The sequence below is a fragment of the Burkholderia sp. LMG 13014 genome (genome assembly GCF_905232215.1).
Classification (GTDB): domain Bacteria; phylum Pseudomonadota; class Gammaproteobacteria; order Burkholderiales; family Burkholderiaceae; genus Burkholderia.
Genome location: NZ_CAJNKE010000282.1, coordinates 1 through 7,573, shown reverse-complemented (window position 1 = coordinate 7,573; position 7,573 = coordinate 1). Strand labels below are relative to the sequence as shown.

General features: G+C 66.7%; 8 protein-coding genes and 1 pseudogene. All 9 read right to left on the bottom strand.

The annotated features are described in order from the left end of the window. Nucleotides 1-487, bottom strand: a pseudogene (locus tag JYJ84_RS23200) (sporulation protein); the annotation flags it as partial. Nucleotides 488-516: 29 nt separating this feature from the next. Next, nucleotides 517-1,827 (bottom strand): bifunctional tetrahydrofolate synthase/dihydrofolate synthase, encoded by a 1,311-nt coding sequence (gene folC / locus JYJ84_RS23195; RefSeq protein ID WP_122949233.1) that lies wholly within the window; start codon nt 1,825-1,827, stop codon nt 517-519. 100 nt (nt 1,828-1,927) lie between these two features. Continuing rightward, nucleotides 1,928-2,800 carry an acetyl-CoA carboxylase, carboxyltransferase subunit beta gene (accD, locus tag JYJ84_RS23190; protein WP_122949232.1) on the bottom strand — a complete coding sequence of 291 codons (873 nt, stop codon included), beginning with the start codon at nt 2,798-2,800 and terminating at the stop codon, nt 1,928-1,930. Nucleotides 2,801-2,864: 64 nt separating this feature from the next. Further along, a complete protein-coding gene (gene trpA, locus JYJ84_RS23185) occupies nt 2,865-3,680 on the bottom strand; it encodes a tryptophan synthase subunit alpha (protein ID WP_122949231.1) in 816 nt (271 codons plus the stop codon). An 89-nt stretch (nt 3,681-3,769) separates the two neighbouring features. Next, a complete protein-coding gene (locus JYJ84_RS23180; protein ID WP_175222907.1) occupies nt 3,770-4,621 on the bottom strand; it encodes a site-specific DNA-methyltransferase in 852 nt (283 codons plus the stop codon). Between the two features lie 9 nt (nt 4,622-4,630). After that, complete coding sequence (gene trpB / locus JYJ84_RS23175) at nt 4,631-5,824, bottom strand: tryptophan synthase subunit beta (protein WP_011355719.1); 1,194 nt, start codon at nt 5,822-5,824, stop codon at nt 4,631-4,633. Nucleotides 5,825-5,879: 55 nt separating this feature from the next. Beyond that, nucleotides 5,880-6,581, bottom strand: coding sequence for a phosphoribosylanthranilate isomerase (locus JYJ84_RS23170; RefSeq protein ID WP_175222906.1), 702 nt, complete (start codon nt 6,579-6,581; stop codon nt 5,880-5,882). Further along, on the bottom strand, nt 6,578-7,390 hold the full coding sequence (truA, locus tag JYJ84_RS23165) for a tRNA pseudouridine(38-40) synthase TruA (RefSeq protein ID WP_164462817.1): 813 nt from the start codon (nt 7,388-7,390) through the stop codon (nt 6,578-6,580). The genes JYJ84_RS23170 and truA overlap by 4 nt, the downstream gene beginning before the upstream one ends. Then, nucleotides 7,390-7,573: FimV/HubP family polar landmark protein (locus JYJ84_RS23160; protein ID WP_275890741.1), on the bottom strand; the 184-nt coding region annotated here is incomplete at its 5' end. The genes JYJ84_RS23160 and truA, both read right to left, overlap by 1 nt.

Here is a 7,573-nt window from a genome sequence, read left to right as displayed (position 1 = left end):
GTGACGTCACGCTCGCCGTGGTCGTGGTATCGGGTTTCGCGGCCGGCTTGTCGGCGCCCTTCGGCTCCGGAGCCGGCGCAGCCGCAACGGCAACATCGGATGCCGGCGGTTCGTCGTGCGCGACGCCTGCCTGCACGTCGGAGGCGTCATCGTCGCGCGGTGCGACCGCCTGGTGCGCGGGCCGGTTCGGAATGTCGATTGCGATGTCGTCCGTTACCGGCTTCGGGTGCGAGTCGAGCACCATCGGCAGCACGATCACGGCGGCGACGACGAGCGCGATCGCGCCGACGAGGCGACGGCGTGCGCGTTGCTTTTCTGGAAGGGTCGGATCGAGGAGCAGGGCGTCCGATTCCGGACGCTCCGTGCGGCGCGAGCGTCGCTCGACGCGTTCAGTGCGCTCCGTGCGCACGTTCCGGGAGGTCCCGGTGCGACCGCCGCGCCGCTGGGGCGCGTCGTCGTCTTTTTTGCCGAACGAGAAAATTCCCATGAATGGCTGAGTCCGAAACTGCCCGTCAGTCAGTGTTGCTGCGATTTACGGTAGGCCAGCACGCCGGCAACCGTATGGAAACTGCCGAAAACCACGATTCTATCATTCTCGGATGCTCTTTTTAGTGCATCGCGAAACGCTTCGGCGGGCGACGTGTAACGCGTGACGCTCGAATCGGCCCCCTCCTCCACGCCGGCCTTGCGCAGCGCGGCTTCGAGCTGCTCCGCGGAGGCCGCGCGCGGCAGCGGCAGGTCGGTCACGCACCAGTGGTCGATCTCGCCCTTCAGGTGCTGCAGCACGCCGTCGATGTCCTTGTCGTGCATCGCGCCGAACACCGCGTAGGTGTACGGGAAGAAGCCCATGTTGCCGAGGTTCTGCTCGAGCACGGCCGATGCATGCGGGTTGTGCGCGACGTCGAGCACGATCGCCGGCTTGCCCGGCAGCACCTGGAAGCGCCCCGGCAACTCGACGTTCGCGAGTCCGAGCCGGATGTCCTGCGCGGACACCGGCAGCACCGGGCGCAGCGCTTCGAGCGCGGCGAGCGCGGCCGATGCATTGATCAGCTGATTCGCGCCGCGCAGCGCCGGATACGCGAGCGACGGATAGCGCTTCTCGCGGCCGAGGTAGCTCCACTGCTGGCGCTCGGCGCCTGCCTGCGCCTCGTAGCGGAAATCGCGGCCGACGAGCCACAGATCCGCGCCGATCGCTTCCGCATGGTCGATCAGCGTCTGCGGCGCGGCCGGATCGCCGCACACCGCCGGCTTGCCCGGACGGAAGATCCCGGCCTTCTCGAATGCGATCTTCTCGCGCGTGTCGCCGAGATACTCGGTGTGATCGATGTCGATGCTCGTGATGATCGCGCAGTCGGTGTCGATGATGTTGACCGCGTCGAGCCGGCCGCCGAGGCCGACTTCGAGGATCACCGCATCGAGCCCGCGCGACGCGAACAGGTGCAGGATCGCGAGCGTCGTGAATTCGAAATACGTGAGCGACACCGGCTCGGGCAGCGACGTGCGCGCGGCTTCGATGGCCTCGAAGTGCGGCAGCAGTTCATCGTCGGTGACGTTCTGCCCGTTCACACGCGCGCGCTCGTTGAATTCGAGCAGGTGCGGCGACGTGTGGCAGCCGACCTTGTAACCGGCGCGCACGAGGATCGTCTCGAGGAACGCGCAGGTCGAGCCCTTGCCGTTCGTGCCGCCGACAGTGATGACGGGGCATGCGAATTCGAGCTGCAGCGCCGCTTTGACCTGCCCGATGCGGGTCAGGCCCATGTCGATGCCGACCGGGTGCGCGCGTTCGAGATGCGAAAGCCACGCGTCGAGAGTGGGAAAAGTGCTCATCGGTTCAAATCTGGATCGGGACCGCCACTACGCCAAAAAACGAAGCGCGCCGCCTGACGCTGAAGCCAGGCGACGCGCAGTATTCACGACCTTGCGCCGGTCAAGCCAGCGCGTCGGCCGGCTGACGCTGCAGCAGCGCGAGCAGTTGCGCGATCTCGTCGCGCAGCTTGCGGCGGTCGACGATCATGTCGATCGCGCCCGTCTTCAGCAGGAATTCGGCGCGCTGGAAGCCTTCCGGCAGCTTCTCGCGAACCGTCTGCTCGATCACGCGCGGGCCGGCGAAGCCGATCAGCGCCTTCGGTTCGGCGATCACGACGTCGCCGAGGAATGCAAAGCTCGCCGACACACCACCCATCGTCGGGTCGGTCAGCACCGAGATGAACGGCAGCTTGGCTTCGGCCAGCTTGGTCAGCATCGCGGTGGTTTTCGCCATCTGCATCAGCGACAGCAGGCTTTCCTGCATCCGCGCACCGCCGGAAGCGGTGAAGCAGATGAACGGCACTTGCTGTTCGAGCGCGTTCTGCGCGCCGCGTGCAAAGCGCTCGCCGACCACCGAGCCCATCGAGCCGCCCATGAACGAGAACTCGAAGCAGGCCGCGACCACCGGCAGCGTGTGGATCGCACCGCCCATCACGACCATCGCGTCGGTTTCGCCCGTGTCCTCCATCGCTTCCTTCAGACGATCGGGATACTTGCGGCTGTCCTTGAACTTCAGCGTGTCGACCGGCACGATTTCCTGGCCGATCTCGTAGCGGCCTTCCGGATCGAGCAGCCCGTCGAGACGCTCACGCGCACCGATGCGCATGTGGTGATCGCACTTCGGGCACACGTGCAGGTTCGCGTCCACGTCGTTGCGGTACAGCACGGCCTCGCAGGACGGGCACTTGACCCACAGGCCTTCCGGAATGCCCTTGCGGCTTTTCGGGTCGGTCTGCTTGATCTTCGGCGGCAACAGTTTGTCGAGCCAGCTCATCGTATGGTTTCCTGTTCCGTGGCGGGCCGGGCCGACTGGCCCGCTCCCGCTTCCTGTGTTGTGTTTATCGCGCCGTCTTGCCCGCGCCGTCCAGGGCGGCGCGCAGCTCGGCAATGAAAGTCTTCAGCGCGGTGGCCGCTCCCTCCGGCGCAGCGCTTTCGAGCAGCTGCACGAGGCGGCTGCCGATCACGACGGCGTCCGACACTTCGGCCACCGCGCGCGCCGTTTCGGCGTCGCGGATACCGAAGCCGACACCTACCGGAACCGGCACGCGCGACTTGATGGCCGGGATTTTACCCGCAATGCTCGAAACATCCAGATTTCCTGCGCCGGTCACGCCCTTGAGCGACACGTAATACACGTAGCCGCTCGCGATCTTGCCGACGTCGGCGATGCGTTCGTCGGTCGACGTGGGCGCGAGCAGGAAGATCGGATCGATCTGCGCGGCGCGCATTTTCTCGGCGAACACGCCCGCCTCTTCCGGCGGGTAGTCGACGACGAGCACGCCGTCGACCCCGGCCGCCTGGGCTTCGGCCGCGAACGTGTCGACGCCCATCCGCTCGATCGGGTTCGCATAGCCCATCAGCACGACGGGGGTTTTGGGGTCGGTTTCGCGAAAGCGCTTCACGTCGGCGAGCACGCTCTTCAGCGTGACGCCGCGCGCGAGCGCGCGTTCCGACGAGCGCTGGATCACGGGACCGTCGGCCATCGGGTCCGAGAACGGCACGCCGAGTTCGATCACGTCCGCGCCGCCTTCGGCGAGCGCGTGCATGAATTCGACGGTCTTGGCCGGATCGGGGTCGCCGGCCGTGATGAACGGGATCAGGCCCTTACGGCCTTGTTCGGCGAGTGCGGCGAAGGTCTGTTGGATACGATTCATGGCAATTTTCCTTTGTCGACCGGAGTTAGCGCTTTAGCGCTTACTCCGGTCCCATGCAAAGCAGCGATCGGCGACACGGGCGGCGCGATTCACGCGCACGCCGGCGCAGCGAGCGCGTTCACGCGCTCATGCGCGATCGCGCAATAACTTTCGTTGATCTCGTAGCCGACGAAGTCGCGCCCCTGCCGTGCGCAGGCCACCGCGGTCGTGCCGCTGCCCATGAACGGATCGAGCACGCGGCCGCCCGGCGGGCAGCTTGCGAGCACCATCCGCTCGATGATTTCCAGCGGCTTCTGGGTCGGATGATCGACGCGCTCCGCGTGCTGCCGGTGCAGGCGCGAGACCGACCAGACGTCCTTCGGGTTGTAGCCCATCTCCAACCACTTGCTGCCTTCGAACAGCTTGCGCGAGCGGGCCTTCTTCGTGTCGGCGTCGTACGGGATGCGGACCGGATCGAGATCGAAGTAATACGCCTTGGAAACCGCGAAAAAGCCGATGTTGTCGTGCACCGACGTGAAACGGCGCGTCGTGCCGCCCATGCTCGGCACGCGTCGGTCCCAGATGATCTCGTTGACCATCGTGAGTTGCGTCTTCAGGAAACTGAAGATTTCCGGCGCGTACTGCCACGTGCAGAAGATGTACATCGACCCGCTCGGCTTCAGCTTCGGAATCGCGAGCTCGAGCCACTCGCGCGTCCACGCGAGAAAGTCGTCGCCCGAACGCTTGTCCGAGTCGTTGCCGTAGTCCTTGCCGAGCCCGTACGGCGGATCGGCGACGATCAGGTCGATCGACGCATCCGGCAGGTGCGCGGCATGGGTCAGGAAATCGCGGTTATGCAGTTCGATACCGGACGGCAGCGCGCGCGGCTCGGCAGCGGCGGGCTGAACCGCCGCCGCCTCGCTCGCGGCACCGCCGCCCGGTTCTTCGATCAGGTCACGCATCGGTCGGGGTCAGAGCTCGATGCCCGATCGCTCGGCGACCGTGTGCATGTCCTTGTCGCCGCGGCCCGACAGGTTGACGAGCAGGATCTTGTCCTTCGGCAACGTCGGCGCGAGCTTCACGCCATATGCAATCGCGTGGCTCGACTCGAGCGCGGGAATGATCCCCTCGATCCGGCAGCAGTCATGGAACGCCTTCAGCGCTTCCTCGTCGGTGATGCCGACGTACTGCGCGCGGCCGCTGTCCTTCAGCCACGCATGCTCGGGGCCGACGCCCGGATAGTCGAGGCCCGCCGACACCGAATGCGTCTCGATGATCTGGCCGTTGTCGTCCTGCAGCAGGTAGGTACGGTTGCCGTGCAGCACGCCCGGGCTGCCGGCGATCAGCGATGCCGCGTGATGGCCCGTGTCGAGGCCGTCGCCGGCCGCTTCGACGCCGATCAGCTGCACCGAGGTATCGTCGATGTACGGATAGAAGATGCCCATCGCGTTCGAGCCGCCGCCCACGCAGGCGATCACCGCGTCGGGCTGCCGGCCGGTCATTTCCGGCATCTGCACCTTGCACTCGTCGCCGATCACGCGCTGGAAGTCGCGCACCATCATCGGGTACGGGTGCGGGCCCGCGACCGTGCCGATGATGTAGAACGTATTCTCGATGTTCGTGACCCAGTCGCGCATCGCTTCGTTCAGCGCGTCCTTCAGCGTGCGCGAACCCGATTCGACCGGCACGACCGTCGCGCCGAGCAGCTTCATCCGGTAGACGTTCGCGGCCTGGCGGCGCACGTCTTCCGAACCCATGTAGACGACGCACTCCATCCCGAAGCGCGCGCAGATCGTCGCGGTCGCGACACCGTGCTGGCCGGCGCCCGTCTCGGCGATCACGCGCTTCTTGCCCATGCGCTTCGCGAGCAGCGCCTGGCCGATCACGTTGTTGATCTTGTGCGCGCCCGTGTGGTTCAGGTCTTCGCGCTTCAGGTAGATCTGCGCGCCGCCGAGCGTTTCGCTCCAGCGCTGCGCGTGATAGATCGGCGACGGACGGCCGACGAAATGCTTCAGCTCGCGCTCGAATTCGGCGACGAAATCGGGATCGTTCTGGAATTTTTCATACGCCGCGCGCAGCTCGTCCAGCGCGTGAATCAGCGTCTCGGCGACGAACGTGCCGCCATACGGGCCGAAGTGGCCGCGGTCATCAGGAAGGTTGTACATGGTGTCTCTCTCGATCGGTCGGTGCGCCCCGCTTTCGGCGCTGCACCGGCTTGCATCACCGGGCGTCCGCTTCGCGCACCGCGCGTACGAACGCCGCCATCCGGGCGTGATCCTTCACGCCCTTCGCGCCCTCCACTTCGATGCCACTCGAGACATCGACAGCAAACGGGCGCAACTGGCGAATCGCATCACCGACGTTTTGCGCGCTCAAGCCACCACTCAAAACGGCCCGATGCGCGAGCTCTGCGGGAATAAGAGACCAATCGAAGACCTTGCCGCTACCACCGTAATCCGGCACCAGGGTGTCGAACAGGAGGCCGCGCGCTTTCGAATAATGAAGACCCGATTCTACCAAATCGGCCGATTGCGTCGAGGGGCCGACGCGCACCGCGCGCAACCACGGCAGGCGTGCCGCGCGGCCAAGCGCGTCGCACTGCTCGGGCGTCTCGTCGCCATGAAACTGCAGCAGCGTGAGCGGCACGTCGCGCACGACGGCCTCGAGCTCCGCTTCGGTCGCATTCACGAACAAACCGACCACCGACACGAACGGCGGCGCGAGGCGGGCCAGCTCGGCCGCCTGCGCGATCGTCACCGCGCGCGGGCTCTTCGGGTAGAACACGAGGCCGATCGCGTCCGCGCCGAGCGCGGCCGCGTGCAGCACGTCCTCGGGCTTCGACAGCCCGCACAGCTTGATGCGCGTGCGCGGCGGCAGGCCGGCCGCGGCGGGAATCGTAGGAGACACGGCGTGATCCGTCATGATTGAGGGTCCAGATCGGCCCAGACGCTGCTCCACGGCACGCTGCCGAGCTGCGCGGGCGGGACGGCGAATTCCGCCGGGTAGCCGACGTGGGCGAGATACAGCCCGTCGGCCATGAACGTGGGCGCCGCAAGTTTGCGGTCGCGCCCGGCCAGCACGTCGGCGAGCCAGTCGGCCGGATAGCGGCCACGACCGACCGCGACGAGGCAGCCCATCAGGTTGCGCACCATGTGGTGCAGGAACGCGTTGGCGCGGAAGCGGAAATGAATGAAATGACCCACACGCCGCACGTCGATCTGGTACAGGTGTTTGACCGGCGTCTTCGACTGGCATTCCGACGAGCGGAACGACGAGAAGTCGTGCTCGCCGATCAGGTGCGCGGCGGCAGCACGCATCGCATCGTCGTCGAGCGGCGTATGGATCCAGCCCGCGCGCCCCGCCAGCATCGGCGAGCGCACGGGATGCACGTACAGCGTGTAGTAATACGTGCGCTCGAACGCCGAGAAGCGCGCGTGGAACGTGTCCGGCATCGGCTTCGCCCATTGCACCGACACGGTCGGCGGCAGGAACGCATTGGTGCCGCGCACCCACGAGAACACCTCGCGATCGAGGTCGGTATCGAAGTGCACGACCTGCCCGAGCCCGTGCACGCCCGTGTCGGTCCGCCCGGCCACCGTCGTATGCAGCGGCACGCGCGCGAACTCGGCCAGCGCGTGCTCGAGCCGATCCTGCACGGTCTTGCCGTGCGGCTGCGCCTGCCAGCCGCAGAACGCCGCGCCGTCGTACTGAATGCCGAGCGCGATCCGCATCACGCCTCGTCCGCCAGTTTCGCGAGCAGCGCGCGCGCATCGTCGCGCGTCGCGGCGTCGTTCGCGTCCACCACTTCCTGCAGCAGCGTCCGCGCGCCGGACAGGTCGCCCAGCTCGACGTATTCGGCCGCTAGGTCGAGCTTGTTGCGCGCGATACGGGCGAGCTCGTCCGGCGTCAGCGCC